At 66.5% G+C, this 23791-nt stretch carries 24 protein-coding genes and 2 tRNA genes; 9 read left to right on the top strand and 17 right to left on the bottom strand.

Going from position 1 to position 23791, the window contains the following annotated elements:
* Positions 1 to 51: 51 nt before the first annotated feature.
* Positions 52 to 969 carry a 5'-nucleotidase gene (locus CSC64_RS05785; RefSeq protein WP_162434380.1) on the top strand — a complete coding sequence of 306 codons (918 nt, stop codon included), beginning with the start codon at positions 52 to 54 and terminating at the stop codon, positions 967 to 969.
* Positions 970 to 984: 15 nt separating this feature from the next.
* On the opposite strand, the gene CSC64_RS05790 is transcribed toward CSC64_RS05785, so the two are convergent.
* A complete protein-coding gene (locus CSC64_RS05790; protein WP_162434381.1) occupies positions 985 to 2250 on the bottom strand; it encodes a TIGR03862 family flavoprotein in 1266 nt (421 codons plus the stop codon).
* A 7-nt stretch (positions 2251 to 2257) separates the two neighbouring features.
* A complete protein-coding gene (locus tag CSC64_RS05795) occupies positions 2258 to 2704 on the bottom strand; it encodes an FKBP-type peptidyl-prolyl cis-trans isomerase (RefSeq protein ID WP_162434382.1) in 447 nt (148 codons plus the stop codon).
* Between the two features lie 75 nt (positions 2705 to 2779).
* Here CSC64_RS05795 and CSC64_RS05800 point away from each other — a divergent pair, with 75 nt between their 5' ends.
* From CSC64_RS05800 to CSC64_RS05820, 5 genes are all read left to right on the top strand, one after another.
* On the top strand, positions 2780 to 3133 hold the full coding sequence (locus CSC64_RS05800; RefSeq protein WP_162434383.1) for a DUF6164 family protein: 354 nt from the start codon (positions 2780 to 2782) through the stop codon (positions 3131 to 3133).
* A 64-nt stretch (positions 3134 to 3197) separates the two neighbouring features.
* Complete coding sequence (locus CSC64_RS05805) at positions 3198 to 3935, top strand: sulfurtransferase (RefSeq protein WP_162434384.1); 738 nt, start codon at positions 3198 to 3200, stop codon at positions 3933 to 3935.
* Between the two features lie 116 nt (positions 3936 to 4051).
* Positions 4052 to 4127: transfer RNA gene (locus CSC64_RS05810), tRNA-Ala, on the top strand.
* Between the two features lie 40 nt (positions 4128 to 4167).
* A tRNA-Glu gene (locus CSC64_RS05815) sits at positions 4168 to 4243 on the top strand.
* 257 nt (positions 4244 to 4500) lie between these two features.
* A complete protein-coding gene (locus CSC64_RS05820) occupies positions 4501 to 5526 on the top strand; it encodes a DNA-methyltransferase (RefSeq protein ID WP_162434385.1) in 1026 nt (341 codons plus the stop codon).
* Between the two features lies 1 nt (position 5527).
* On the opposite strand, the gene CSC64_RS05825 is transcribed toward CSC64_RS05820, so the two are convergent.
* The 14 genes from CSC64_RS05825 to CSC64_RS05890 form a co-directional block, all read right to left on the bottom strand.
* Positions 5528 to 6523 (bottom strand): MamI family restriction endonuclease, encoded by a 996-nt coding sequence (locus tag CSC64_RS05825; RefSeq protein ID WP_162434386.1) that lies wholly within the window; start codon positions 6521 to 6523, stop codon positions 5528 to 5530.
* A complete protein-coding gene (locus CSC64_RS05830; RefSeq protein ID WP_162434387.1) occupies positions 6520 to 6735 on the bottom strand; it encodes a helix-turn-helix domain-containing protein in 216 nt (71 codons plus the stop codon). Before CSC64_RS05830 ends, CSC64_RS05825 begins: the two co-directional genes overlap by 4 nt.
* A 135-nt stretch (positions 6736 to 6870) precedes the next feature.
* Positions 6871 to 8241: a phage terminase large subunit gene (locus CSC64_RS05835; RefSeq protein ID WP_162434388.1), complete on the bottom strand. Its 1371-nt coding sequence runs from the start codon at positions 8239 to 8241 to the stop codon at positions 6871 to 6873.
* Positions 8219 to 8701 carry a hypothetical protein gene (locus CSC64_RS05840; protein ID WP_162434389.1) on the bottom strand — a complete coding sequence of 161 codons (483 nt, stop codon included), beginning with the start codon at positions 8699 to 8701 and terminating at the stop codon, positions 8219 to 8221. The genes CSC64_RS05835 and CSC64_RS05840 overlap by 23 nt, the downstream gene beginning before the upstream one ends.
* A gap of 3 nt (positions 8702 to 8704) precedes the next feature.
* A complete protein-coding gene (locus CSC64_RS05845; RefSeq protein WP_162434390.1) occupies positions 8705 to 9682 on the bottom strand; it encodes a major capsid protein in 978 nt (325 codons plus the stop codon).
* A 145-nt stretch (positions 9683 to 9827) separates the two neighbouring features.
* Positions 9828 to 10406: a hypothetical protein gene (locus CSC64_RS05850; RefSeq protein ID WP_162434391.1), complete on the bottom strand. Its 579-nt coding sequence runs from the start codon at positions 10404 to 10406 to the stop codon at positions 9828 to 9830.
* Positions 10407 to 11076: 670 nt separating this feature from the next.
* Entirely contained in the window at positions 11077 to 12441 is a 1365-nt protein-coding gene (locus CSC64_RS05855) for an AAA family ATPase (RefSeq protein ID WP_162434392.1), read from the bottom strand.
* The gene (locus CSC64_RS05860) at positions 12438 to 12710 is read right to left on the bottom strand and encodes a DUF695 domain-containing protein (RefSeq protein WP_162434393.1); all 273 of its coding nucleotides are present in this window, start codon (positions 12708 to 12710) and stop codon (positions 12438 to 12440) included. The genes CSC64_RS05855 and CSC64_RS05860 overlap by 4 nt, the downstream gene beginning before the upstream one ends.
* On the bottom strand, positions 12707 to 12970 hold the full coding sequence (locus CSC64_RS05865) for a hypothetical protein (protein ID WP_162434394.1): 264 nt from the start codon (positions 12968 to 12970) through the stop codon (positions 12707 to 12709). The genes CSC64_RS05860 and CSC64_RS05865 overlap by 4 nt, the downstream gene beginning before the upstream one ends.
* Positions 12967 to 13419: a hypothetical protein gene (locus CSC64_RS05870; RefSeq protein ID WP_162434395.1), complete on the bottom strand. Its 453-nt coding sequence runs from the start codon at positions 13417 to 13419 to the stop codon at positions 12967 to 12969. The genes CSC64_RS05865 and CSC64_RS05870 overlap by 4 nt, the downstream gene beginning before the upstream one ends.
* Entirely contained in the window at positions 13416 to 13637 is a 222-nt protein-coding gene (locus CSC64_RS05875; protein ID WP_162434396.1) for a hypothetical protein, read from the bottom strand. The genes CSC64_RS05870 and CSC64_RS05875 overlap by 4 nt, the downstream gene beginning before the upstream one ends.
* A gap of 399 nt (positions 13638 to 14036) precedes the next feature.
* The gene (locus CSC64_RS05880) at positions 14037 to 15314 is read right to left on the bottom strand and encodes a tyrosine-type recombinase/integrase (RefSeq protein ID WP_162434397.1); all 1278 of its coding nucleotides are present in this window, start codon (positions 15312 to 15314) and stop codon (positions 14037 to 14039) included.
* A gap of 287 nt (positions 15315 to 15601) precedes the next feature.
* Positions 15602 to 17983, bottom strand: coding sequence for a heavy metal translocating P-type ATPase (locus CSC64_RS05885; protein WP_162434398.1), 2382 nt, complete (start codon positions 17981 to 17983; stop codon positions 15602 to 15604).
* Positions 17980 to 18387 (bottom strand): heavy metal-responsive transcriptional regulator, encoded by a 408-nt coding sequence (locus CSC64_RS05890; RefSeq protein ID WP_162434399.1) that lies wholly within the window; start codon positions 18385 to 18387, stop codon positions 17980 to 17982. Before CSC64_RS05890 ends, CSC64_RS05885 begins: the two co-directional genes overlap by 4 nt.
* A 307-nt stretch (positions 18388 to 18694) precedes the next feature.
* On the opposite strand from CSC64_RS05890, the gene CSC64_RS05895 reads away from it, so the two are divergent.
* Positions 18695 to 20101 (top strand): basic amino acid/polyamine antiporter, encoded by a 1407-nt coding sequence (locus CSC64_RS05895; protein WP_202922319.1) that lies wholly within the window; start codon positions 18695 to 18697, stop codon positions 20099 to 20101.
* 111 nt (positions 20102 to 20212) lie between these two features.
* Here the strand turns inward: CSC64_RS05895 and CSC64_RS05900 are convergent, their stop codons facing one another.
* Positions 20213 to 20671 carry an outer membrane lipoprotein gene (locus CSC64_RS05900; RefSeq protein WP_162434401.1) on the bottom strand — a complete coding sequence of 153 codons (459 nt, stop codon included), beginning with the start codon at positions 20669 to 20671 and terminating at the stop codon, positions 20213 to 20215.
* A gap of 300 nt (positions 20672 to 20971) precedes the next feature.
* Here CSC64_RS05900 and arcA point away from each other — a divergent pair, with 300 nt between their 5' ends.
* Positions 20972 to 22222, top strand: coding sequence for an arginine deiminase (gene arcA, locus CSC64_RS05905; protein ID WP_162434402.1), 1251 nt, complete (start codon positions 20972 to 20974; stop codon positions 22220 to 22222).
* Positions 22223 to 22307: 85 nt separating this feature from the next.
* A complete protein-coding gene (locus CSC64_RS05910) occupies positions 22308 to 23750 on the top strand; it encodes a MipA/OmpV family protein (RefSeq protein ID WP_162434403.1) in 1443 nt (480 codons plus the stop codon).
* Positions 23751 to 23791 lie beyond the last annotated feature (41 nt).

Consider the following 23791-nt stretch of genomic DNA (forward strand, 5'->3'; position numbering starts at 1 on the left):
GGAAGACGCGCGCCGCGCCCGCCACGGCCGTCGTTGCCGGATAATGGCCGCATGACCCGGACCGACGACACCACCACACGCCTGCTCACCGTCGCGGTGACTTCGCGTGCGCTGTTCGACCTCGAGGAAAGCCATGCGCTCTACGAGAGCGAGGGCGTGGAGGCGTATGCCGGGTACCAGCGCCGGCTCGAGGACGAAGTGCTCGAGCCGGGCGTCGCCTTCCCGGTCGTGCGCAAGCTGCTGGCGCTGAACCGGCGGCTGCCCGCGGGCGCGCCGCAGGTCGAGGTGATCCTGCTGTCGCGCAACTCCGCCGATACCGGCCTGCGCATCTTCAATTCGATCCAGCACCACGGCCTGGGCATCGTCCGCGCGGTGTTCACCGCCGGTGAGCCGACCTGGCCCTACGTGGCGCCGTTCGGTACCGACCTGTTCCTCTCGGCCAATCCCGAGTCGGTGCGGCGCTCGCTGCAGCACGGAGTGGCAGCGGCGACCATCCTGCCGGCGCGCGCGGCCGACGCGGCGCGCGACCAGCTGCGGATCGCCTTCGACGGCGACGCGGTGATCTTCGGCGACGAGAGCGAGCGGATCTCGCGCGAGCAGGGCGTGGGGGCGTTCGGGCTGCACGAGCACGAGCGTGCGCACGAGCCGCTGTCGGGCGGGCCGTTCCGCGGCTTCCTCTCGGTGCTGCACGAGATGCAGGCGCTGTTCCCACCCGGCGAGGACGCGCCGATCCGCACCGCGCTGGTCACCGCGCGCTCGGCGCCGGCGCACGAGCGGGTGATCCGCACCCTGCGCGAATGGGGCGTGCGCCTGGACGAGGCGCTGTTCCTCGGCGGCCGCGCCAAGGGGCCGTTCCTGGCCGCATTCGGCGCGGACATCTTCTTCGACGATTCGGCGCACAACATCGACAGCGCCCGCCTGCACGTGGCCGCCGGCCATGTGCCGCACGGCGTGGCCAATCCGGACTGACGCCAGCCCGCTGTTCTAGCCCGCGTTCCGGTGCAGCCAGTCCGCGGCCGCGCGCCCGGCGCGGCGCCCGCTGGCGAAGCAGGCGGTGAGCAGGTAGCCGCCGGTAGGTGCCTCCCAATCCAGCATCTCGCCGGCGCAGAAGGTGCCGGGCACGGCGCTGGCCATGAGCGTGGCGTCGTCGAGCGCTTCCAGGCGCACGCCACCGCCGCTGCTGATCGCCTCGGCCAGCGGGCGCGGACGCAGCAGCCGCAGCGGCAGGCGCTTGAGCGTGGCGGCGACACGATCCATGTCGGCCAGCGCGGGCGCGTCGAGCACTTCGCGCAGCAGCGCCGCCTTGACGCCTTCCACGCCCGCGTGGCGGCGCAGGTGCTCGGCCAGGCTGCGGCCGTTGCGCGGCCGTGCCAGGTCGCGCTGCAGCCGGGGCAGGTCGCGGCCCGGCATCAGGTCCAGCCACAGCGTGGTCGTGCCGTCGCGGGCGATCGCATCGCGCAGCGGCACCGACAGCGCATACACCAGGCTGCCCTCGATGCCGGTGGCGGTGGCCACGCATTCACCCTGCAGCGCATGTTCGCGGCCATCGGCATCGCGCCAGTGCGCGACCACCGGCTTGAGCGGGGCGCCGGCATGGCGTTCGGCGAAGTGCGCGCTCCAGCCTATGTCGAAGCCGCAGTTGGATGGCTGCAGGTCCGCGACGTCGATTCCGCGCGCCTGCAGCGCCGCGACCCATGTTCCGTCGGACCCCAGTTGCGGCCAGCTGCCGCCGCCCAGCGCGAGCACGGTCGCGCCTGCGTGCAGCCGGCGCTCGCCCTCAGGCGTGTCGAAGCGCAGCGCGCCGGCGTCGTCCCAGCCGAGCCAGCGGTGTTGCACATGGAAGCGCACGCCCTGTTCCTTCAGCCGCCTGACCCAGCCGCGCAGCAGCGGCGCGGCCTTGCGGTCCAGCGGGAACACGCGGTCCGAACTGCCGATGTAGGTGTCCACGCCGAGGCCGCGCGCCCATTGGCGCAGCGCCTCGGGGCCGAAGTCGTGCAGCCATCCGCCGACCTCCGCCTCGCGCGTGCCATAGCGGCGGGCGAAGCCGGGCATCGGTTCGGCATGGGTCAGGTTCAATCCGCCCTTGCCGGCGATCAGGAATTTGCGCCCGCCCGACCCCGTGGCCTCAAACAGGCCCACCTCCACGCCGGCCGCGCGAGCCACTTCGGCGGCCATCAGCGCGGCGGGGCCGCCGCCGACGACGGCCAGCCCGGGCAGGTGCGCCGGCGGTGGAGTGGATGCGTTCGCCATGTCCGGCTCAGTGCGGTTTCACGTCCAGCAGCTCGACCTCGAACACCAGCGAGGCGCCGGGCGGGATCACGCCGCCGGCGCCCTTGCGTCCGTAGGCCTGGTCGGCCGGAATCAGCAGGGTGCGCTGGCCGCCGACCTTCATCCCGGCCACGCCCTCGTCCCAGCCGCGGATCACGCGGCCGGCACCGAGCAGGAAGGTGAACGGTTCGCCGCGGTCGCGCGAGCTGTCGAACTTCATCCCGCGCTGGTCCGGCGCGCGTTCGTCGTAGATCCAGCCGGTGTAGTGCACGGTCACGTCGCTGCCGCTGGTGGCGATGGCGCCGCTGCCGGCGCGGGTGTCGATCCGCTCGAGCGCGGCCACGCTGCCGCCGGGCGGCGGGCCGTGGTCGGCCCGGCAGGCGCCGAGCAGGACGACGAAGCAGATCAGGCTCAGCAGTGCGGGCAGGCGGCGCATGGCGGCGGGTCCATCGAGGGGCGGCAAGGGTAACCGATGGCGGGCTGCGGCCGGCCGGCGGCTATCATGCGTGCCATGGCCAAGCTGCTGTTCAACCTGCGCAACGTGCCCGAGGACGAGGCCGACGAGGTCCGCGCCCTGCTCACTGAGCACGGGGTGGACTGGTACGAGACCCGGCCTGGGCCGTGGGGCGTTTCCCATGGCGGGCTGTGGCTGCGCGATGCCGAAGCCTGGCCGGAAGCGCGGCGCCTGCTGGACGGCTACCAGCAGGCGCGCCGCGAACAGGCCAGGGAACAGGCCGGGTTGCACCAGGGCGAGACCTTCATCGAACTGCTGCGCGCCCGGCCAGGCTACGTGCTGCCGCGGCTGTTCGCGATCGTGGCGATCGTCGCCCTGGTCCTGGCCTTGCCCTGGCTGCTGCTGCGCTGAACGGCCGCGTTGCGGCCCGCCGCGCGGCCGCGGCCGGCGAGGGCGGGGCGCCTACAATGGGCGCATGCTCAATGTCGCCGCCTACCACTTCACCGCGGTCGCCGCTCCCGGCGACCTGGCCGACCACCTGCGCGAAGCCGCTGCCGACGCCGAACTGAAGGGCACGATCCTGGTCGCGGGCGAGGGTATCAACCTGTTCCTCGCCGGCGAGGACGCGGCGGTGCGCGGCTTCATCGAAGCCCTGCGCCAGCTGCCGGGCATGGACGGTCTGCAGGCCAAGTACAGCCACAGCGACGCGGTCCCTTTCGCCCGGCTCAAGGTCAAGGTGAAGGCCGAGATCATCAGCTTCCGGCACCCGGCGGCCACGCCGCTGGCCGCGGGCGGACGCGCGCCGGCGGTCGATCCGGAAACCCTGGCGCGCTGGCTGGGGCAGGGCGGCCGCGACGACGCGGGGCGGCCGGTGGTGCTGCTGGACACGCGCAACCGGGAAGAGGTCGCGCACGGCACCTTCGCCGGCGCCCTGGCCCTGCCGATCACGCGCTTCACCGAACTGCCCGATGCGCTGGCGCCGCACCGCGAGGCGCTGCGCGACGCCACCGTGGTCAGCTTCTGCACCGGCGGCATCCGCTGCGAGAAGGCCGCGCTGTGGATGCGCCAGGACGGCATGGACAACGTGCTGCAGCTGGAAGGCGGGATCCTCGGCTACTTCGAGCGGGTCGGTGGGCTGGGCTACGAGGGTGGCTGCTTCGTGTTCGACGAACGCGTGGCGCTGGATCCGCAGCTGCGGCCGCTGGCCGGATAGGCCGTCAAGCCGTCGCGGGCCGCATCGCCCCGGCGCGGATCGCCAACCTGAAGAATTTCGCGCCGGAGGCTTGCGCGCTCCGCCGGGCCTCTCTACAATTCCGCTCCTCAGCTCGTGGGGCCATAGCTCAGCTGGGAGAGCGCTTGCATGGCATGCAAGAGGTCGCCGGTTCGATCCCGGCTGGCTCCACCAACTCCTCGCCGCGTGCGGCAGGAGGGGCAACAGGTTCCAAGTCCCCATCGTCTAGAGGCCTAGGACATTACCCTTTCACGGTAGCGACCGGGGTTCGAATCCCCGTGGGGACGCCAACTAAAACCTGAGTTAAATCAGGAAGTTACGACGAGGGCCGCGCAAGCGGCCTTCTTCGTTTTTGGAACTTCGGTAACGGATCGGTAACTTTCCCCGGCTCCCGCGCGCGGCGGCTCCGGGAAGCGCGCCGGGGCGACCGGCGAGGCCGAGGCGCGCGCTAGTGATGACCTTCCAGCGCCGCCCCTAGTCGCGCTGTCTGCGACAACAGGCGGTCAGGATGTGTCGCGATCAATGCCGTGACACTTAAACTAGCCGCATGTCTACTGAACTCGCTAAGCCAACACGCAAGTACAAGCCCCGACCGAACGCACGGAAGGCGGTGACGACAGACTCTGTCGTGCATTTGCCCCTTGAGCCATTCGGGGCGGATGAGCTTCCATACGATCAAATTCTGGTTGGCGATTGTCTTGCTCAACTTCGTCGGCTACCTGATCGCTGCGTAGACTTGGTCATCCTTGATCCACCTTATTGGAAAGTGGTCGGAGAAGTCTGGGACTACAAGTGGCGGACTGAAGACGACTACCGCCGATGGTGTCAAACGTGGTTTTCCGAGATCGCCCGTGTGTGCAAGCGGTCCGCATCCGTTTACCTCTTCGGCTACCTTCGGAACCTTGTGCATCTTTTCCATGACATCACTGATCTCGGCTTCGAGTTCCGGCAAGAGATCATCGTGGATAAGGGCATGAAGAGTATGGCCGGTCGAAAGACCAGCACTTACAAGCAATTCCCTAACACAACTGAGACGATCTTCTTCTTTGTCTACGATGCCAAGCCTGCTATTCGTCAATGTCTGCTGCAACGAGCCAAAGAGCTTGGGCTTAGCTCAAAAGAGATCAATGTTCGCCTTGGCGTAAAGAGCAACGGCGGTGGTGTGTGGTCTCTCTATACCGGCGACAACATACTGGCGCAGGTGCCTACGCTTGAGATGTGGGAGCGGCTGGAGGAGGTTTTGGATTTCAAAGCCCCCGACGACCTCAAGGGCTTTGTCTTCGAGCCGCAGATGGGCCTGACCAATGTTTGGCAGGATATCGACTTCTATGCTGAAGACCGCATCCACAGAACGCAGAAGCCGGTGCGTTTGATTGAGCGCCTTATTCGCGCAAGTAGTCGCCCCGGTCAAGTCGTGCTCGACCCATTCGCCGGTTCCGGTAGCACCGCTGTTGCGGCCAAGGCGCTTGGTCGACGTTCGCTCTCCATCGAGTTGGACCCGGAAATGGCGGCAAAGGCCAACGCGCGTCTAGCCGAACAGGTGCAGCACCAAACTCCTATGTTTGGAAGCTGACTTAGAGCGTAGGAGCAAACTCGTCAGTCCATTGCGTATAGGCTGCGAGTTTGCCGCGGTAGACAGCCCGGGCAAAATCATCCGCAAGCTCATCATCGGACCAGTTTTGCCGAGTGCGCTCGATCTGAAGCAACTCAAGCTTCCTTCGGCGACGCTGAGCATTAGCACGTGGAAACGCAACGGTCGAGAAATCTACCCCGCGAGCAGCAGCTACAGCATCAATTGCCGCCTCAGTAAATGTGCTGGTGCTGGCGTATGTCGCGAGGTCGCCTAGCGCTTGCAACTGCGGCTCATCTCGACCGGGAAAGACGTTGGTGACAATGGTGTCGTCCGGCTTGATCACTGACCAATAGATCAAGCGCGGTTTCATCATGTACAGCTTAGGGCTGTCGGGCCACAGATTGAACGGAGCATTTGATGCTGAGTTCTGACGGATGTTGAAGTAGTAATCGATCATGCACAGGGAAAAGCCAAGGCAACGTGGGTCTACCTCGTAGATGCAGACGTCGATGTCATCAGCTTGCGCGATGTCCGCAAACTCAAACAGGACGAGGTAGTAGCTGGCTGGAATGAATAGTTCCCTTACCTCCTGTTCGCTCCTGGGCGAGAGTAGCCACTTCGAGTCATCCATCCGCTCTAGATCATCACTTCCGCAATCGGCATTCGGACATATCTTTTCGATGGCGGCTACGGCAGTTCCGCATCGGCGGCACTTGCCTAGCTGGTCGACGCGATAGCAGCACTTGATCTCAGCAACTTTGCCATCGGGTAGCTTGAGGTCATCCCCTCGGGCCCCAGAGCGGCCGCCAGGATGGCCGGTTACTACGCTGACCAAGTGCTGGCCGACGTAGCCCATCCGGGGCTGCGGCGTTTGCTGCGTCACCATTGCCCAGCGTTGGAGATCACGCCGGAGACGAACATACAAGTCAGTTAACAGTTGGGCGGCAAACTCGGGAGTGCCGGAACCGATCACCTTGGCATCTTCAGTGGAGGTCACAGCCCCTCCAGCATCGATGACATCGTCGTTTTGAGGGCTTTGGCGAACTTGGACAGGGCCGCAACCGAAATGCTCTTCTCAGCCCTTTCAACCATCCCGACGTAAGTGCGATGGCATTTACAGCGAGCGGCTAGCTCCTCTTGGGACAGCCCTTGCTCTAAGCGCAGTTTTCGGATGCGTTGGCCAATGGCCTTCTGGAGTGCGTTCTGCATGCCGCGAGTTTCTGTGGATGCGAACGTCTCTGCGACATACTATAGTTAGCATCTACTAGAGTAGGCACAAAAAAGCCTGCCAGTCGGCAGGCTTGGCGCTCTCATGGCACGGTCAAGGGACAGCAAGCGGCCCCATCACCCCTCCCAGACGAACTTGAGTTCGGTCGCCCATTCCTGCCGCAGGCACCCGTAGCGGATCGCGTCCGCCCCGTGGTCCGGGCCGGTCGTGTCCACGTCCTCGATACGCTTGGCGTCGCGGGCCAGCATCGGCACTGTGTCCCAGAAGTAGCGGCAGCGGCGCGCGATGTACAGGCCGGGGCGGTCCGGCTTCCCGGCATGGGACAGGAGGCGGCGCATCCGGTTCCACCCGCTCACGCGATCGGCCTTCCGGGCAGGCTCAAAGTAGATGCCCTGTAGCCGGAACTCGTCAGCGATGGAGCCAGCCGCGTGCCCGCCGCGCGCAAAGATCGCGTCATCCGCGACGCCATAGGGCGAGACACCCCAGCGGCGGCACATGCCATGAATCGCGTCAGCGAGCTGCGGCACCGTCCAGCCCGTCCCCATGTTGAGGTTGCCGGGGCGATGCGTCGCCAGCTCGTCCAGCACCAGCAGCGAGCCGGGAGGATAGTAGCGGTCATCAATAGTGTCGCCGGGGCTGCACGCCATGAGGTACGTCACGGACGGGGCCGACGATCCGAAGTCATGGGCGAGGTACGCATGCCAGCCCCACGGCACCTCGTCCACGCCGTCCAGCACGTTCCGGTTTTCATCGAGGCAGCCCGCGAAGTACGCGCCCCGGTTGACCGCCCAATCGCCGTCCAGCCACGCCCGTAGCAGCTCCGGGTCATCCGGGCAGGCCGACTGAAGCTGCGCGCGGTACTGCTCGCGGTCAATGAAGCTATTTCCGGCGAACGTGCTGGGGCCATACACCCACTCGCGCCCGCTCTTCGGCTCATCGAACACTGTCCACGGCTTCCCACGGAAGACGTAGCGATGGGAGAGCCAGTGATGACCTGGCCCACCCGGATTCGCCGCAACAACCATCCGGATCGGAACATCGCGCGGCCCGCGCAGGTTGCTTCGCAGCAGGTCCAGCAGCGACGGATCAGGGAACTGGCCCGCCTCATCGATCAGCAGCAGTGTGAATGACCGGCCTTGATACTTGGCATAGTCGGATTGCGACTCCAACTGCCCCAGCTCCAAGTAACCGCCATTCGGAAAGCGCCAGATATGCTCCGCAGCGTTGAAGCGGGCGTCTGTCCCGTACACCATGCCGAACAGCGAGCGCATGATTAGCTCCGCGTCAGCAAGTCCCTTGTAGGTACGGCGGACGTAGAGGATGCGTGCAGCCGCGCCGTATTGCTCCACATGGCGCAACGCCAACAGCGCCAGCAAATAGGACTTGCCGCCGCCGCGCCCGCCGCCGAGAAACAGATCCAGCTCTTCGGGAACAGCAAGCGCACGTTGCTGGAAGTCGTTGAACTCAAGCGTCGGCGTCGCGCTCATCGCCGCCTCCGCTCGCGTTGTGCTCGATCACAGTGCCGCGGCGAAACGCATCCAACGGTTGCGCACCGGGTAGGTTGAAGGTCACGGAAACGCGGTTGCCTTGCTCGGACTGATCGCCTTCGCGGTAGCCGTGCCGGGTCTTGAGCAGGAAGATTGCCGGGACGGGACTTTTGTCGAGCTGGCGCTTCAACGCGGACACCAGCATTTGATGCTCGGCCTCAACGCCCTCGTCATACGCGGCGCGAAGCTCCGGGTTCTGTTCCATCAAAACCCGGAACGTCTTGTGATCCATGCCCAACCTTCGGGCAATGGCTCCCTTGGAAGCTGACTCGCTCGCCCAACGCTGGACCTTCGCAATGTCGGCCTTCGTGACCTTGGTCCGGCATGGCGTGATTTCACGTTGCTTCGCCCGTTCGCGGCGTCGTCGTTCCTTCTCGGCGTCGGTCAGCTTTTTCGTCATGGCTTACACCGTGTGCTGGAGGAAGGCGAGCGGGATGGCCTTGCGCTCAAACACGCGATCCCAATTCGCCGCAGTCGCCAGCTCCGCGATGGAGGGAGATGCGGCAGCCGGGTTGCCCACGTAGCTGAAGCCTGCCGGGTGGACAGCGAGGTTCACGCGGCTGTGGAGGATTTGCTGGCCGCCGCCGTTGCCGGAGCTGGGCTTGTTCTCCACTTCCGTTCCCTCGGCAATCCGAGGCTTCGTCACGCCATAGCCCACCGCGCGCGCACCGAACAGCGCTGTGACGTAGCTGGTGCCGGTGCCGACGATCTTGGGCATCCCGTCATCCACGACCACCGCGAGGCCACGGAAGGTCTGGATGAAGCCGCCGTCCGACTGCCGCTCGGTTGCGATCAGGTCATTGCGCAACGCCTCCGCGTAAACATCGCTATGCATCGCCACTGCCGACAGGTCGCGCATCGAGTCGCCCAGCGTTGCCGCCGCGTTGATGATCGCTACTGCGTCGAAGGCGGTAGCTTCCGTGCCATAGACCATATCGCCCGCATCGTTCGCCAAGTTGTCGGCGAGGATGCCGTTGAGGCTGGCGACCAATCGGCGCTGAAGCTGACGGGTCCAGTAGGCTGCCGCGCGCTCCCTGATGCGTGCGATCGCGTCATCGCCCGCCAGCTCACTCGCAAGATTCATCGCGCTCCACGAGTTGTGGAGGAACGACTTGCGAATGACCTGCCGACCCGCAACCAGCTTGCGCGGGGTGGAATCAACAGCCGGGTCGTCAGAGACGATGTCTGCTTCTTCGTTGCCGAGGTCGAACCAGTTGGGGACGGTGAACGAATCAGCGCCAGCAGTGAGCTGGGCCTCAATTTCACCGTTGCGAACCGCCACGCCTGCCTCGACAAGCGCGGTCTTTTCCATTGTGTTTTGAACGATGTAGCTGGTGAACTCTTCCGGCACCACCACATCAGTGAGTCGAGTCGTAGCCATGAATTGGCTCTCCGAATCAGTCGCGCACGGGGTGTGCACGAGGGGAATGGGATTCGGGGAAGCGACCTGCTTACCTGAGTTGCCGGATGCCGGCTGGGAGATGCGAACCGCAGTGCATGGACGCCACGCCTGCGGTTGCTGGGGCTTAGCTTAGGCCAAACGACTGCCGGGCAGGTACAGGCGTTGCGGGCTTAGCCGGGGCGGCTGGGGCGGTCGTGCCCGAGCCTCCTGCTGCGCCGCCGCCGCTTGCCTTGCTGCCGACGATGAAGCGCGCGAAGGTCTGCGCGAGCGGGTGGCGTTCTGACTCGGGTTTGCCTTCCTCCGTCATCAGCAGTGTCAGGTCTGCGGCATCAAGCTTTGCCGCGCGCGCCTTCTGCGACTTCGGATCAATGACGGTAGCCGGGTTGCCCTCGGCATCGCGCACGACGATCTCATCCCCCTCCAGGTCAAAGGTGTAGCCGCGCTGTTCCAGCATCTTCGCCACAATGTCCGCTGTGCCCGGAAGCGCGACGTGCTCAAGGAGGGTGCGCGCCGGAGCAAGGCGGAGCGTGCGAACTTCCTGCCGCGCGGCGTCCCGCTCTTCTGTTGCTGTGGCGAGCTGGGCTTGAAGGCTGGTCACCTTCGCTTTCGCCGCTTTCAGCTCGCCGAGAAGCTGCGTGCTGTGCGCCCGGAGGCGGTCGATTTCTGCCGGGTCGGCGGGGGTGTTCTCAGTGGGATTCGTCATGGTGATTTCCGAAGTTCTTACCGAAGTTGATGGGATGGTCTTTGCTTTCAGTTGCTTACGCTTGCGGACGCAACCGCGCTCGGGTTGCGATTGGCTGATCCTTTTTAGGTAGGAGGCTTTGACAGGTGGACGGCTCGGGAGCATCTGGATAGGAGCCAAGAGGAAACTCCTTTGACCGACAGGAATGGCACACAAACCTGCCGACCCAGACACTCGCCGAGCCGTCCGAAACTGATCCTTCGCGCCGGTGCGCGCCGCTGCCGCGCCGGTATCGCGCCGGTCCTACACCGGAGGGGAGCGCCGGTGCGCGCTGGTCCTTCGGGGGAAAACCCCGTAGGGGTTTCCCCAAGACCGGCGCGCGCTCCTCCTCCCGGCAAACTCACCCCTCTGTCTCGGCAACCCGAAATCACCCCTCCGGCAAGCCGATTCCGCTCCCTCGGGATCGACACCCCACCGAGAACACGCCTAGACGTGTGCAGGACGCCCGTCCGCCGTTGGGTATGGGGGACGGTAGCGCTCAGGGGGTCGCCGCCGCTCTCCGCAGCGCCCCGGAGGTTGCCGCTGTTCTCGCGTAGCAGGACCGTCCGGGCGTCCCGCGCCGGTGCGAATCCGGCCCCTCCGACGCACCGCACCGGCGCGCTACTGGCGCGCTTTGGGGAAGAAGTCGAGTTCATGGCGCGAGCCTCCCAGCGGCAGCCTCACCCAGCGCCGTCATCTCCCACGCTTCGCGCCGCTTGCGTTGCTCGTTGCGATACTCGCGCCGCACCAGCAGGTTGTCCGCTTGAAGCGCCACCAGCGCGGAGTGAAACCGGCGCTTCCCATCACCTGCGCGGAACGCCTCCATTTCTGGCAGGTGTTCAAGGGCGTGCCAGCTTGTCGAGTTGCCGGAGGCCGCAGCCGGGACTTGAATCCCATGCCCAAGCGCCGCGCGCATTGCTAGCAGCGCCGCGTTCATGTCTTCCTTCTCCCGCTCAGCGCGCTCAGCAGCAGCCGTCGAGGATCGCCCTGGCACCAGCACGCCGTCTTCCGTCCACATCAGCGGGATCGGCTCAGCTCGTTGCGAGTGATTGTGCTTTTCGTGTTGAAGCTGCAATTGCCCCTCAACGTCCAACAGCGCCAGCCGCGAGCGGGTCGAGTTGTGCCATGCGGTGGACCCCGAATAGCTGTTGCCATTCGCACCGTTGCGCGCAGCGGCCTTGTCGATATGAGCGAGCAGGACAACCGCCGCATCATTCGCACGGGCAATCCCTGCGAGGTGACGGATGAAGGCGCGAACGTCGCGGCGCGTGTTCTCGTTGCCGCCGAAGGCGTCTGATGCGTTGTCGATGATGATGAGCCGCGCGCCAATCTCGCCAACCGCCGCCTCAAGCTCATTCATCGTCTGGGTCGGCAACAGGTTATGGGTTCCGTGGTCGTTGACCTCCACCATCAGTTCAGGGCTGAGGGTTCCGTCGATGACTTGGAGGTTGCGCTCAACCTTTGCCGCGTCCAGCAGGTATTCCTTGATGACTCGCTGAAGTCGGTTCATGACCTGGCCGGCTTGGTCTTCAAGAGACACAAACAGCACCGGGCATTGCTCAACGTCGAAACGATCCCAGCCCATGCCGCTCGCTACGTGCGCCGCTATCGCAAGGAAGAGGATGGACTTGCCGGAACCGCCGTGGCCGCCGCCGAGCGTGACTTCATTGCGCGGAATGAGTTGGTCCACGATGAAGCGCGGCGGGGGATAGGTCTTCCCCATGAACCCGCCCATTGGAACCTTCGTCAGCCGAGGCGCGTAGCCTTTGCTGTAGTTGTCGATGCACTGAGCGATCAGCGCGTCCAGCCGTTCCTCCGGCAGCGGCACAGGGAAGCGGTTGTTTTCGTCCCACAGCGCTCCGGTGATGGCGTCAGGTGCGCGACCTTCGCGTTGCATCTTCTGCGCGAGCGCGGCCAGCTCTTCCTCTTGCGCAAGCATGCGGGCTGCCGCAGGGTCAACGCCGGAGGCCGGGGCTTTCTTCGGTGGGGAACCGCCGCCAATGCCGAACTTACTCATTGAAGCGTCCCCTGATATTTGAATGTGGCGGCCATGCTCGCGTCATAGATCGCCAGCGCTTGCTCGTGGCCGTGGTCTGCGACCAGTGCTTCAATCCGTTCCAACATTGCTTGGAAGTTCCTTGCGGACTCCGGCGTCATGTACAGGTCAAGCACGCCATTGCGCATCATCATCAAGCGCTGCTCACCGGGCTTCGGGCGCAGTTGCTCCAAGATCGCTGTCAGCTCTTCGTCCGGCAGCGCGTTGGCCGTTTCGGTGTGCTTGTTCATGGCGCAGCCTCTTCAAGCATCAACGCAGCCTCAGTTGCCGCGAGAATTGCCCATGCGCGATCCGATCCCCACTCGCGGATCAGCGTCATCACCCGCTGTTGAACTGAGATGCGGGTCGCCTCGATCAGTGCCGCGTTGGTAGGCGCGCCGCCCGCGATCATTAGCAGAATCGCGTCGATCAGCAGCGTCCGTTGCTGGCGCATAAGCTTTAACAGCGCCGCATCCGGTTTCGGATCGCCTGGGTAGAGCTGCGGCGTCATTGCGCATCTCCTCTGCGCAGCTTTCCCTCGATCATTCGAAGCAGCTCACTGATGGTGTTGAGTTGCGCGCGCGTATCGGCGCAAAGCTCCGGTGTCGGGTTGTTCGCGATCTTGAGCATTGGCGGCACCAGCTCCCCCGTCGCATCCATCATCAAGACCTGAAGCCTTTCCAGCGCCAACGACTCCGGTGCTCCCCGTTCGCCCGCGCGGCTTTCTTTCGCCCCGTAAAAGACGTCCAGCAGGTAGAGCAAGTCCGCGTGCATACGCACTCCCGGCGGAGGCGTGGGGTGGCCGGCGAGACGGCGCGCGTTGAGCGAGGTGAGCGTGCGCAAAAGCTGCTCGACACCCTTGTAGATGGGGTGGTCAGGGTCTTCGTTGCGCACAGCGCAGCGTTGGCGCTCTAGCAGCTTGTTGACGGCTTTCGCTGCGGCCTTGCTGCGGGCGTTCATGCGGTCGCGCCGCTGCGGCTTCGCGGAAGCTCGTTGTAGGCTTCCACCTTGTCCGCGATGGTCAGCAGACTGTCGAGATAGACGTAGCGCCTGCGCCCGATCTTGAACGTGTCGAGGAAGCCGCCGTTGAGCAGGTCATACGCGACCGTCTTACCGATGCCCCGGTCAATGCACGCAGCGGGAAAGGGAGCGAAGTCCCGCAGCTCTTTGGTCTTCATCGTTCCGACTCCGCCGCGAACTATCGCGGTTCGGAGCGGAGTTTCCGGGCCTAAGCCGGGACGGAGGGAGCTACAGTCCCGGCTTTCTCAGCACGCGGCGAACATAGGACGCATCAACTGCCATTCCTTGTCGCGTCAACGTCCGGACGATTGTGGCAATCCGGGCGCCTTCCGGGCCTTTGTATTCCGTAGCTGCCGCGAGGATGGCCGCGCGCTTCGAGTCTGGGCCTCTGCGGGTCGCTTTGCTTGCTGCTGCCCCTTTACTGCCGCCTGCCGCGACGCTGGCCCCTGTAGCCATGTGCTTCGCTGCGGCGTCTAGCTCCGCACGGTATGCGTCGGTAGGAGGGCCATTGAGCGAATCAAGGAGTTCATCGAGCAGGGGTGGAAGCTGCTTCTTGCTCACGACTTACCCCCGGCAATCCGCGTCACCTTCTTGTCCACCTTGATCCCGAGTGAGGGCATCATCGCAATGCCGCGCGCAAGGTCATCAGTGAGGTAGCGGGCATAGTGCTTGCGCGTGATCCGGCTGTCACTGTGGCCGAGTGCCTTGGCGACCAGCTCAATGTCTTTTGTCGCCACCAGCAGCAGCTTCCCGTAGGTGGCGCGCATCGTCTTGAACGAAACGTCATCAAGCTTCGCCGCCGCGACCGCTGCGGCCATTGGCTTCGTCACATCGCCAGGTGCCCACTGCCGGCCATCCTCACGGGTGAAGATCGGCTCATCCATCTCCCGTCCAGCCGTCAACGAATCGAATAGGTCCGCGCCGTCAGGCGTAAGCGGCTGGGTTAGGGTCTTGCCGGTCTTGGACTGGTAGATGCGGAGGGTCTTTGTCTCGGGGTCATAGGAGCGGCAGCGCAGCGTGACCAGCTCGCCCCGGCGTGCACCGGTCATCAGCGCTCCTTGAAGCAGCGTGCGAAGGTCTGTCGGGGCGGCATTGAGGAGCCGCTTGACCTCGCTGGTGTCGAGCATGCGCGGCTCCGGCTCTTCGCCGAGCGCGAACGGCTTAACGTCCCGCCACCATTGCGGCGCGTCTGCGGCAATCAGCTTGCCTTCGCCCCGGCCCCAATTGAGCGCGGCCTTGACCATTGTCAGCGAGCGGTTCGCAGTTGCCTTGCGCTGCCGGAGCTGGTCGGGGTCGTTGGGGTTGTACTCCTGCGCCTTGCCGCGAATCGTCGGCGGCTTCGCGATCATCGCCTTGAGCCACTTCTTCAGCTCCCCATCGTCCAGCGCCGTCACCATCTTCCGCCCGATTCCGTTCTCAATGTGGCGCTTCCATTGCTGGCGGGTGATGAGTTGGGAGCCGCGACCGTCCAGATGCTCGTCAATGTATCGCTCCATGACGGCATTCAGCGTCAGGCCGTCCCCGTAGTGACGCGGCGCAGGGGTGCGCTGATCGACTTGGACGGTCAGTGCCTTGTTCAGGGCTTGGGTATGGGACAGCACGACCACGCCATCAGCAACAGCGTGATCGTCCGGCGTGCCGATCCGGGTCTTGACGTAGCGGCCACCGGAGCGCTGCCGGACGAACCAGCTACGGTCCCGCTCGCCCTTGTAGTAGCCGAGCGAGGTTCCGGGGGTGATCTGTGCCCAATAGGGTTCGGCTTGGATGCGGAGCTTGGCGCGCGATTCGGCGGTGCCGAGGCGGGCGGGGGCTGGCTTGCGGCGGAGTTGCTTCATGGGACGCTTCCTCTGGACGGTAACGACACGGTTGCGACCGGGAAACATCGGTAAACTTCGGTAACTTACCGGCCCGGACCCCGGCGGGCTCTATCGTCCTCCAGCGGAACGAAAAAGGAAAGCAATCAGTAGGTTATGAGGAACTAAGGCGAACTATCGCGAACCGGCGCGGACCGGAAATCCAACCCTTTCACGGTAGCGACCGGGGTTCGAATCCCCGTGGGGACGCCAATACGAGCAACACCAGGATGGGCCCGCAATGCGGGCCCGTTTTTTTGTTCCGGCGCTCAGCCATCCCGCCCGCCCGCGAAACGCAGGCGAAGTGCGTTGCCCACGACCGACACCGAGCTGAGGCTCATCGCCAGCGCCGCGAGCATCGGCGACATCACCAGGCCGGTGAACGGATACAGCGCACCGGCGGCGATCGGCACGCCCAGGGCGTTGTAGAGCAGGGCGAAACCCAGGTTCTGGCGCATGTTGCGCACGGCGGCGGCGGAGATCGCGATCGCGTCGGCGATGCCGCGCAGGTCGCCCTTGACCAGGGTCACCTGGGCGCTGGACATGGCCACGTCGGTGCCGGTGCCCATGGCGATGCCGATGTCGGCGGCGGCGAGCGCGGGCGCGTCGTTGATGCCGTCGCCGGCCATGGCCACGCGGCGGCCTTCGCCGTGGAGGCGGTGCCCGAGTTCGACCTTGCCGGCCGGGGTCATTTCGCCGTGCACTTCGTCGATGCCCAGCCGCTGGCCGACCGCGCGGGCGGTGCCTTCGCCGTCGCCGCTGGCCATGACGATGCGCAGGCCGGCCGCGTGCAGCCGCTCCAGCGCCTCGGGCGTGGACGCCTTCACCGGGTCGGATACCGCAAGCAGTCCGGCGGTGCGGCCGTCGATGGCGAGGAACATGACGCTGGCGCCCTGGTCGCGCAGCGCCGTCGCGCGCTCCTCGAGCGCGGACACGTCCACGCCCTCGGTGTGCATCAGCGCCGGTGAGCCCAGCAGCAGCGCGTGACCGTCGACGCGGCCGCGCACGCCGGTGCCGGCGCCCGACTCGAAGTCTTCCACCGGCGACAGCACCATGCCGCGCCGGCGTGCCTCGCCGACGATCGCCGTGGCCAGCGGATGTTCGCTGCCGGCGTCGAGGCTGGCGGACAGGTGCAGGATGTGGTTCTCGTCCAGCGGCGCCAGCGCGACGACCTCGTCGAACGCGGGGCGGCCCTCGGTCAGCGTGCCGGTCTTGTCGACGATGACGGTGTCGACTTCGCGCAGGCGCTCGATCGCTTCGGCATCGCGGAACAGCACGCCGGCCTGGGCCGCGCGCCCGGTGGCGACCATCACCGACATCGGCGTGGCCAGCCCCAGCGCGCAGGGGCAGGCGATGATCAGCACCGAGACCGCGTGCAGCACCGCGCGGGTCCAGGATGGCTCGGGCCCGAACAGGCCCCAGCCGAGGAGGGCGAGCACGGCGACGCCGATCACGCCGAGCACGAACCAGTAGGAGACGCGGTCGGCCAGCTTCTGCATCGGCGCGCGCGAGCGCTGCGCCTGCGCCACCAGCTGCACGATGCGCGCCAGCACCGTGGCCTCGCCGACACGGGTGGCCTGCATCACCAGTGCGCCGCTGCCGTTGAGGGTGGCGCCGACCACGCTGTCGCCGGGGGCCTTGGCCACTGGCATCGGTTCGCCGGTGAGCATGGATTCGTCGATGTGCGAGCGGCCTTCCAGCACGGTGCCGTCCACCGGCACCTTCTCGCCGGGGCGCACGCGCAGGCGGTCGCCGGCCTGGACGTCGGCCAGCGGCACGTCCTCTTCGCCGCCGTCGGCACGCAGGCGGCGCGCGGTGGTGGGTGCCAGTTCAAGCAGGGCACGGATCGCAGAACTGGTGCGCGAGCGCGCCTTGAGTTCGAGCAGCTGGCCAAGCAGGGTCAGCGAGACGATCACCGCGGCCGCCTCGAAGTACACGCCGACGCGGCCATGCTCGTGGAACGCGGGCGGGAACAGCCCCGGCGCCAGCGCCGCGACCACGCTGTAGCCGTAGGCGGCCAGCACGCCGGTGCCGATCAGGGTCCACATGTTCAGGTGGCGGGTGGTGATGGACACCGCCCAGCGCTGCAGGAACGGCCAGCCCGCCCACAGCACCACCGGCGTGGCCAGGGCCAGTTCCAGCCAGGTGCGCGTGGTCGCCGGCAGCCACGGGAACAGGTTGCCGCCCATCGCCAGCAGCATGGTCAACGCGGTCAACGGCAGCGTCCACCAGAAGCGGCGGCGGAAATCGACCAGCTCCGGGTTCTCGCCATCGTCCAGCGACGGCATCATCGGTTCCAGCGCCATGCCGCAGATCGGGCAGATGCCCGGCGCATCGCGCACGATCTCCGGATCCATCGGGCAGGTGTAGAGGGTGCCGGGCGGGGCGGGCGCCTCTTCGGCAGCCGTGCCGGGTGGGGCGAGGAAGCGTGCGGGTTCGGCGAGGAAGCGCTCGCGGCAGCGCGCCGAGCAGAAGTGCCAGGTGCGGCCGTCGTACTCGCCATGGTGCGGCGTGCGTGCGGGATCCACGCTCATGCCGCAGACTGGATCGATCACCTTCGCCGGGTCGGCGACGGCCTGGTCCTGCGGCGTGCCGGCATGGGCATGGCAACAGGACGCGGGGTGTCCGTGCGGACCGGAGCTCGTGTTCATGCCGCCTCTCCGGCGAGCGCCGCCATGATCGGGCAGCCGGTCAGTGCCCCATGCCCGGGGCAGGCTTCGACCAGGTCGCGCAGCGCATCGCGCACGCGCGCCAGTTCGGCGATGCGTGCTTCCACCAGGGCGAGTTTCTCCCGCGCCGCGCTGCGCACGGCGGCCATGTCCGCGCCGCCGGCGTCACCCTTCTCGCCCAGGTCGAGCAGGCCGCGGATCTCCTCCAGCGCGAAGCCGAGTTCCTTGGCGCGGCGGATGAAGCGCAACCGCCGCGCGTCTTCGGCGGCGTAGTCGCGGTAGCCGTTGGGCCGTCGCCGCGCGGGCGGCAGCACCTGCTCGCGTTCGTAGTAGCGGATGGTGTCGACGGGGACGCCCGTGGCCCGGGCCAGCTGTCCGATGTTCATCGCGGACTCCAGTGGAGACAGGGCCATTGTCGCCCCTGGAGTCGGGTCCAAGGTCAAGGCTTGGTCCAGTGTCCAGCAATACATGATGAATATCATGTATCTAATTGATATATCTATGTCATTTATTTCTCCGCCGCAGGGTTGCTCACCGCAGAGATTCATTGCCGGCCGCCGATGGAGCGCCAATCCGGCTCCGGGCCCTCATTCCCCTCCGGTTGCCTTTGACGAGCCGGCCCCACAGCATGGGCCGACCTGTCGCCCGCATCGGGCGGCCTCCGAGGGGAAGCCCATGGCTGCAGCGGGGAAGATGTCACGGATACAGCTGACCGCGATGGTGATCGGCAGCATGGTCGGAGCGGGCATCTTCTCGCTGCCGCGCACCTTCGCCGGCGCGACCGGTCCGCTGGGCGCGGTCATCGCCTGGATCATCGCCGGCACCGGCATGTACATGCTGGCGCGGGTGTTCCAGTTCCTGGCCGAACGCAAGCCGCACCTGGACGCCGGCGTGTTCGCCTACGCGAAGGAAGGCTATGGCGACTACCCGGGCTTCCTGTCCGCCTTCGGCTACTGGATCGGCAGCTGCATCGGCAACGTCTCCTACTGGGTGCTGATCAAGTCGACCCTGGGCGCGTTCTTCCCGGTGTTCGGCGACGGCAACACCGTGGTCGCGATCCTGGTCGCCTCGACCGGCATCTGGCTGTTCCACTTCATGATCCTGCGCGGCATCCAGCAGGCGGCGGCGATCAACCTGGTGGTCACCTTCGCCAAGATCGTGCCGATCCTGGCGTTCATCCTGATCCTGTTCTTCGCCTTCAAGCTGGACATGTTCCGGTTCAACTTCTACGGCGCGGGCCTGGAGGGCGGGATCCTGGAGCAGGTGAAGGCGACGATGTTCGTCACCGTGTTCGTGTTCCTGGGCATCGAGGGCGCGAGCGTCTATTCGCGCTATGCGAAGGAGCGCAAGGACGTCGGCTTCGCCACCATCGTCGGCTTCCTCTCGGTGACCGCGCTGATGGTGCTGGTGACCCTGCTGCCGTACGCGGTGCTGGAGCGCGGGGAGATCGCTGCGATCCGCCAGCCGTCGATGGCCGGCGTGCTGGAAGCGGTGGTCGGGCCGTGGGGCGCGGTGTTCGTGAGCCTGGGCCTGATGGTCTCGGTGCTGGGCGCGTACCTGGCCTGGTCGCTGATCTGCGCCGAGGTGATGTCCGCCGCCGCGCGCACCCGCGACATGCCGGCGGTCTTCGCCCGCGAGAACAAGGCCAAGGTGCCCGCCGCGGCGCTGTGGGCGTCCAACATAGTGGTGCAGCTGATCGTGATCAGCACCTACTGGTCCAACGACGCCTTCGCGCTGATGCTGAACCTGACCAGCGCCATGGCGCTGATCCCGTTCCTGCTGGTGGCCGGCTACGCGATGAAGCTCACCACGCGCGGGGACACCTACGAGAGCGGGCCGGACTCGGCGCGCTCGCGCGACATCTTCATCGCCGCGGTGGCGGTGGTGTATACCGGCTTCCTGCTCTATGCCGGCGGGTTCAAGTTCATCGTGCTGTCGGCGATCCTGTATGCGCCGGGCAGCGCCCTGTATTTCTGGGCGCGGCGCGAGCAGGGCAAGAAGCTCTTCGACCGCACCGCGGACCTGGTGGTGTTCGTGCTTGCCAGCATCGCCGCGATCATCGGCGTGTACTGGATCGCGACCGGCTACATCGTATTGTGACGACCCGGCGGTCATCGGGCATCGCCGCCGCCTGAAAAAGGAAACGCCCCGCGGAGCGGGGCGTTTCGCTTTCGCCGGCAGCCACGCGGCTGCGCGCAGGTGCCGCAGGACTCAGCGGGTGACCCGAGTGGTGACGCCGTCGGACGCCACGTTGACCCGGTCGCCGACGCGGAACGCATTGGGGTCGCCTTCCTGGACCACCGCGATCGTGCGCCCGGAATCCAGTTGCACGGTGACCTCCATGCCCGGTCGGGTACTGCTGGCCGCCGCCTGGCCCGCCGCGCCACCGGCGACCGCGCCGCCGACCGTGGCGGCGGTCTGGCCGCGGCCGCCACCAATCGTGCTGCCGGCCAGGCCACCCAGGACCGCGCCGGTCGCGGTGGCGACGGTGCCGCCCTGCTGCTGGATCGTCACCGGGCGCACGCCGGTGACCGTGCCGGCCTCCACCGTCTGCTGGCGCCCGACCTCGGAGCGGTTGAAGGTGTTGGGACTCGTGTGGCTGGCGCAGCCGGACGCGGCCAGTACGCCCAACACCAGGATTGCGCTGCCTGCGATGACTTGATGCTTCATTCGATGCTCCGTCTGGGGAAAACTCGATAGGGACTCATGGAGAGAGGGTCGGGTGCCTGCGCTTCCCTTCAAGAGCGCGTGAAGCGTCGTGGACAGGGTATGGAGGCCGGAGGTTAAATCCGCGTGAGCAAAGCGGCACGGCGACGCTCAAGCGGATGCCCGTCCGCAATCGACAGCTGGCCGGCCCCGGTGACAAGATGACCGCCACGCACGGGCGAAGCACTGCGGCTGGCGGTACGCGGCGCAAGGCCGACTCGGCCTGCACGGAATGATCGCCACCACACCCCAGGGAGGATCTGCATGGCTACTGGACCTGTCTACGGCGTCCATTCGGAAGTCGGCATGCTGCGCAAGGTGCTGGTCTGTTCGCCGGGTACCGCGCACATGCGCCTCACCCCGCGCAACAAGGACGACCTGCTGTTCGACGACGTGATGTGGGTGGACAACGCCCGCCGCGACCACTTCGACTTCGTCTCCAAGATGCGCGACCGCGGCGTGGACGTGGTCGAGATGCACCAGATGCTGGCCGAGACCGTGGCGCTGCCCGAGGCGCGCAAGTGGATCCTCGACCACCAGGTCAACGCCAACGAGGTCGGCTTGGACGTCATGGCCGATGTGCGCGCCTACCTGGACAGCCTGCCGCCGCAGGACCTGGCCAACGCGCTGATCGGCGGCTTGAGCGTGCTCGAGATGCCGGACGATTTCGCCGGGCCGATCCTGCGCGCGGTGCGCACGGTACCCGACATGTTCGGCTACCTGCTGCCGCCGCTGCCGAACATGCTCTACACCCGCGACACCACCTGCTGGATCTACGGCGGGGTGACCCTCAACCCGCTGTACTGGCCGGCACGGCACGAGGAGACCATCCTCACAGCCGCGATCTACCGCTTCCACCCCGATTTCGCCAACGCCGGCTTCCCGGTGTGGTACGGCGACCCCACCGTGGACCACGGCAACGCCACCCTGGAAGGCGGCGACGTGCTGGTGCCGGGCAACGGCGTGGTCCTGATCGGCATGAGCGAGCGCAGCTCGCGCACCGCGATCACCCAGGTGGCCAAGTCGCTGTTCGACAACAAGGCGGTGGAGCGGGTGATCGTGGCCTCCATGCCCAAGCTGCGTTCGGCGATGCACCTGGACACGGTGTTCACCTTCGCCGACCGCGACGTGGCGACCTATTTCCCCGGCATCGTCGACCAGATCACCCCGATCACGCTGCGGCCGAGCGACAAGGCGCCCGGGTTCGAGGCGACGGTGGAGAAGAAGCACTTCAACGACGTGGTCGCCGAGGCGCTGGGGCTGAAGAAGCTGCGCATGGTGCCGGCCGGCGGCGACCACTACGCGGCCGAGCGCTCGCAGTGGGACAGCGGCAACAACCTGGTGGCGCTGTCGCCGGGCGTAGTCATGGCCTACGACCGCAACGTGACCACCAACACCGCGCTGCGCAAGGAAGGCATCGAAGTGGTCACCATCGTTGGCGCCGAGCTCGGCCGCGGCCGCGGCGGCGGGCACTGCATGACCTGCCCGCTGATCCGCGATCCGGTGGAGTCCTGAGGTCCACCGCAATACCGGCCAGGGCACGCCAGGAATCCACTTTCCGCGCGTACCCGGCCTTCCCCCCACGCACCGGATCCAGCCGATGACCCCACCGACCCGGCAGCGCACCCTCCCTGCACATCCGGTGCGCAAGCCGGCGCCGGGCTCCCTGCTGGCATTGGCCCTGGCCGCCGTGCTGGCCAGCCCCGCCGCACGGGCCCAGGTCGACACCGATGCGATCGCCGACCTGCTGGACGAACCGGGGAGCGCGGGCCTGGGCTTCATCTACCACCTGGAGGAATCGCCGTACCTCGACGCCGGCGCGCGCATGGACCTGCTGCCGCTGTACCTGTACGAAGGCGAGCGCATGTTCGTCAACGCCGATCGTGCCGGCATCAAGCTGGTGGACGACGATGGCCAGCGCCTGGACCTGTTCCTGTCGCGGCGCCTGGAAGGCTTCCCGCTGGACGACGTCCCCGACGTGCTCGAAGGGATGACCCCGCGCGAGGCCGGCGGCGACCTGGGCGTGCGTTACCGCTACGACGCCCCCTGGGGCACGCTGCGCGGCACGGTCCTGCACGACGTGACCGGCGCTTCCGGCGGCGACGAGCTGCGGCTGGGCTATTCGCACACCTGGCGCGGCGAGCGCTGGGTGCTGCGCCCCGATGCGACGGTTTCCTTTCGCAGCGCCGACCTCAACAACTACTACTACGGCGTCGAGCCGGACGAAGCCACCCCGGAGCGCCCAGCCTATGCGCCGGGCAGCGGCATCGACTTCACCGTCGGCCTGTACGGCACCTGGAGCTTCCTGGAGAACTGGCGCCTGCTCGGCGGCGTGGCGGTGACCGTGCACGACAGCGTGGTCCGCGACAGCCCGATCATCCGCGACGACACCCTGCATCCGTCGCTGTTCGTCGGCACGGTGTACGACTTCGGCACGCCGATCGCGCGCTGGGACGACGACGGCGTGCCGACCCTGCTGAAGGTGTTCTACGGCCGGGCGTCGGGCGAGGGCTGCCACATGGCCAAGATCATGACCCTCAGCTGCACCTCGCTGGACCACGAGAACCCCAGCAGCGTCACCGGCGTGCACTGGGGCAAGCCGTTCGTGGAGCGGGTCAACGGCTGGCCGGTGGATTTCCACGGCTACCTCGGCTTCCTGTACCGCAACGAGATGAACGACATCCAGCCCGATGGCTGGCAGTTCGACGCGTACATGAAGGGCTTCTTCTACGGCTTCCCGTGGAGCCACCGGGTCAATACCCGGATCGGCATGGGCTTCGGCATTTCCTATGCCAACCACGTGCCGTCGCCGGAAGTGATCAGCCAGGACCGGCGGGAACGGCCCACGTCCAAGCTGCTCAACTACCTGGATCCCAGCATCGACATCAGCCTGGGCGACCTGTTCCGTTCCGAGCGGCTCAAGCAGACCTACTTCGGCCTGGGCATCTCGCACCGCTCCGGCATCTTCGCCAGCTCGCGGCTGCTGGGCAGCGTCAACGGCGGCTCGAACTACATCATCGCCTACGTGGAAACGTCGCTGTAGGTAGCGCAACGTCGCTGTAGGTAGCGCAACGTCGCTGTAGG

The organism is Pseudoxanthomonas koreensis, from assembly GCF_010093225.1.
Lineage (GTDB): Bacteria > Pseudomonadota > Gammaproteobacteria > Xanthomonadales > Xanthomonadaceae > Pseudoxanthomonas > Pseudoxanthomonas koreensis.

Bases quoted from the DNA above. Each gene is read 5' to 3' on its own strand.
- CSC64_RS05785 (WP_162434380.1), top strand. From the start codon at position 52: ATGACCCGGACCGACGACACCACCACACGCCTGCTCACCGTCGCGGTG.
- CSC64_RS05790 (WP_162434381.1), bottom strand. From the start codon at position 2,250: ATGGCGAACGCATCCACTCCACCGCCGGCGCACCTGCCCGGGCTGGCC.
- CSC64_RS05795 (WP_162434382.1), bottom strand. From the start codon at position 2,704: ATGCGCCGCCTGCCCGCACTGCTGAGCCTGATCTGCTTCGTCGTCCTG.
- CSC64_RS05800 (WP_162434383.1), top strand. From the start codon at position 2,780: ATGGCCAAGCTGCTGTTCAACCTGCGCAACGTGCCCGAGGACGAGGCC.
- CSC64_RS05805 (WP_162434384.1), top strand. From the start codon at position 3,198: ATGCTCAATGTCGCCGCCTACCACTTCACCGCGGTCGCCGCTCCCGGC.
- CSC64_RS05820 (WP_162434385.1), top strand. From the start codon at position 4,501: ATGTCTACTGAACTCGCTAAGCCAACACGCAAGTACAAGCCCCGACCG.
- CSC64_RS05830 (WP_162434387.1), bottom strand. From the start codon at position 6,735: ATGCAGAACGCACTCCAGAAGGCCATTGGCCAACGCATCCGAAAACTG.
- CSC64_RS05835 (WP_162434388.1), bottom strand. From the start codon at position 8,241: ATGAGCGCGACGCCGACGCTTGAGTTCAACGACTTCCAGCAACGTGCG.
- CSC64_RS05840 (WP_162434389.1), bottom strand. From the start codon at position 8,701: ATGACGAAAAAGCTGACCGACGCCGAGAAGGAACGACGACGCCGCGAA.
- CSC64_RS05845 (WP_162434390.1), bottom strand. From the start codon at position 9,682: ATGGCTACGACTCGACTCACTGATGTGGTGGTGCCGGAAGAGTTCACC.
- CSC64_RS05850 (WP_162434391.1), bottom strand. From the start codon at position 10,406: ATGACGAATCCCACTGAGAACACCCCCGCCGACCCGGCAGAAATCGAC.
- CSC64_RS05855 (WP_162434392.1), bottom strand. From the start codon at position 12,441: ATGAGTAAGTTCGGCATTGGCGGCGGTTCCCCACCGAAGAAAGCCCCG.
- CSC64_RS05860 (WP_162434393.1), bottom strand. From the start codon at position 12,710: ATGAACAAGCACACCGAAACGGCCAACGCGCTGCCGGACGAAGAGCTG.
- CSC64_RS05865 (WP_162434394.1), bottom strand. From the start codon at position 12,970: ATGACGCCGCAGCTCTACCCAGGCGATCCGAAACCGGATGCGGCGCTG.
- CSC64_RS05870 (WP_162434395.1), bottom strand. From the start codon at position 13,419: ATGAACGCCCGCAGCAAGGCCGCAGCGAAAGCCGTCAACAAGCTGCTA.
- CSC64_RS05875 (WP_162434396.1), bottom strand. From the start codon at position 13,637: ATGAAGACCAAAGAGCTGCGGGACTTCGCTCCCTTTCCCGCTGCGTGC.
- CSC64_RS05880 (WP_162434397.1), bottom strand. From the start codon at position 15,314: ATGAAGCAACTCCGCCGCAAGCCAGCCCCCGCCCGCCTCGGCACCGCC.
- CSC64_RS05885 (WP_162434398.1), bottom strand. From the start codon at position 17,983: ATGAACACGAGCTCCGGTCCGCACGGACACCCCGCGTCCTGTTGCCAT.
- CSC64_RS05890 (WP_162434399.1), bottom strand. From the start codon at position 18,387: ATGAACATCGGACAGCTGGCCCGGGCCACGGGCGTCCCCGTCGACACC.
- CSC64_RS05895 (WP_202922319.1), top strand. From the start codon at position 18,695: ATGTCACGGATACAGCTGACCGCGATGGTGATCGGCAGCATGGTCGGA.
- CSC64_RS05900 (WP_162434401.1), bottom strand. From the start codon at position 20,671: ATGAAGCATCAAGTCATCGCAGGCAGCGCAATCCTGGTGTTGGGCGTA.
- arcA (WP_162434402.1), top strand. From the start codon at position 20,972: ATGGCTACTGGACCTGTCTACGGCGTCCATTCGGAAGTCGGCATGCTG.
- CSC64_RS05910 (WP_162434403.1), top strand. From the start codon at position 22,308: ATGACCCCACCGACCCGGCAGCGCACCCTCCCTGCACATCCGGTGCGC.